This is a genomic window from Streptomyces sp. NPDC006476, from assembly GCF_040612015.1.
Lineage (GTDB): Bacteria > Actinomycetota > Actinomycetes > Streptomycetales > Streptomycetaceae > Streptomyces > Streptomyces griseorubiginosus_B.
Window position 1 is genome coordinate 1 of record NZ_JBEXPK010000259.1, and the last position, 2,142, is coordinate 2,142.

Consider the following 2,142-nt stretch of genomic DNA (forward strand, 5'->3'; position numbering starts at 1 on the left):
TGACGGGGCAACGGAGCTCCTTCGGGACAAGCTGTCTTGGTCGACTGCCTGTACCAACGAGCTCCGTTGCTCTGCGTCGGAAATCCTTCAACTCACTTGCGTCACCTGCGATGACGCTAACTACCCGGCCTTGGGGGAAGGCCCGATCTCTACAACCTTGTCCATCACCCCGACTTCCTCACCGTCGCGTGGGAGAGGGTGAGGGGCAACAAGGGCGCGCGCACCGCCGGCGTGGACCGGGTCATCCCGGCCTTCATCGCCGATGACGCCGACATCGTGGCCTTCCTGAAGAACACGCGGGAGCAGTTGAAAGCCCGCACGTTCACCCCTCTGCCAGTGCGGGAGCGCATGATCCCCAAGCCGGGCAGCGGGGGAAAGCTCAGGAGGCTGGGGATTCCCACCGCGATGGACAGGCTCGTGCAAGCCGCGCTCGTGCTGGTTCTGGAGCCGATCTTCGAGGCGTCATTCAAGCCGGTCAGCTACGGATTTCGCCCCGAACGACGAGCCCATGACGCAATCGCCGAGGTGCACCACTTCGGCACCAAGGGCTACCACTGGGTGCTGGATGCGGACATCGAAGCGTGCTTCGACAACATCGCACACTCCGCTCTCCTTGAGCGGATGCGCCGACGAGTCGGAGACAAGCGGGTCCTCTCCCTGGTCAAGGCATTCCTGAAGGCGGGCATCATGGCCGCCGACGGCGAGACCAGGGACACGAACACCGGCACACCCCAAGGCGGCATCGCCTCACCGCTGTTGGCGAACATCGCCCTCTCGGCGCTGGATGAACACTTCTGCGCCAAGTGGGACGCTCACGGCAACGGCGGCAGGCGAACAGCACACCGCCGACGCGGAGGTGCCACATACCGGATCGTCCGCTACGCGGACGATTTTCTGATCATGGTGTGCGGCGCCCGAGCTCACGCGGACGCGCTGTGGGAGGAGGTCACGGCCGTGCTCGCCCCTTTGGGGCTGCGCCTGTCGGAGGCCAAGACCCGCGTCTGCCATATCGACGAGGGGCTGGACTTTCTCGGCTTTCACATCCAGCGAAGGCGCAAGAAGGGCACCAGCGAGCACTACGTCTACACCTATCCGTCGAAGAAGGCACTGGCCTCCATCACAGGCAAGGTGCGGGCGATGACGAACAAGAGAGGTCAACGCACTCTCGCCAACCTGCTCCGCCAGCTCAACTCAGCGGTGCGGGGATGGTGTTACTACTTCCGGTTCGGGTCGTCCACAGCCACGTTCCACTATCTCGACGACTTCTGCTGGCGTCGAGTGACGTTGTGGCTGAGGAAGCAACATCCCGGGATCGACTGGAGGACTCTGCGGCGCCGCTACTTGACCGGCGAGCCCGGTTGGCGGCCCGTGGAGGACGGGATCACGCTGTTCGTCCCGCAGCGGGTGAAGGTGACCCGCTATCGCTGGCGCGGATACAGCATCCCGACACCGTGGGTGAGGGCCGCGACGGTGTGACCCGCGCGGTCCCAAGGGAGTCCGTGGAGCGCCGGATGCGGTGAGAGCCGCATGTCCGGTGCGGAGGGCGGGCCGGGGAAACGGGCTGGTCACAAAGCCAGCACCGCGCCCCGGTCCGACCCCTACTTCGCCCTCGGGCCATCGCAGTGGCTCGGGTGAAGCAGGGGGCAGCCTGCCCCGGGGAACGCCGGGAACGGGTGGAAAGCAGCCCCGACAACGCCGGGACGGACCGGCACCGTCAGACGGTCCGGGTCCGGCAAGCAAGGCCGGAAGGTGCAACGAGAGTGAACCAGTGGGTGACGCCCCGTAAGAGTCGAGCCGGCTCCAACCTGACGGATTTGGGCCGGTATGCAGTGCGTGGTCCCGCCCTGTGGGCGGCACCAACTCCGAAGCCGTTTGTGTTCGGCGGTGAGGAGGCCACGCTGAATGTCTGCGGCGTAGGTGTGGCGATGCTGCCGGGGTATAGCTGGGCGCCTAAGCTTGACTCTGTCGGGGATCTTGGAGTTGCCGAGTTCAAGTGCCCAGGGTTCGCCAGGACTTCGGCCGGGGGATCTCGCGCTGGTCGAGGTAGTGTCCCCGTACTCGTGTGAGTGCACCACCAAGTACGGGGTTTTGTGCACCACTCAGGCCACGTCGGTGTCTCGCTCGATGGCCTGGAGCCGGTTC

General features: G+C 65.5%; 1 pseudogene. It reads left to right on the top strand.

Annotation, left to right across the window (positions count from 1 at the left end):
• Positions 1 to 186: 186 nt before the first annotated feature.
• Positions 187 to 1,476, top strand: a pseudogene (gene ltrA / locus ABZZ74_RS53790) (group II intron reverse transcriptase/maturase); the annotation flags it as partial.
• Positions 1,477 to 2,142 lie beyond the last annotated feature (666 nt).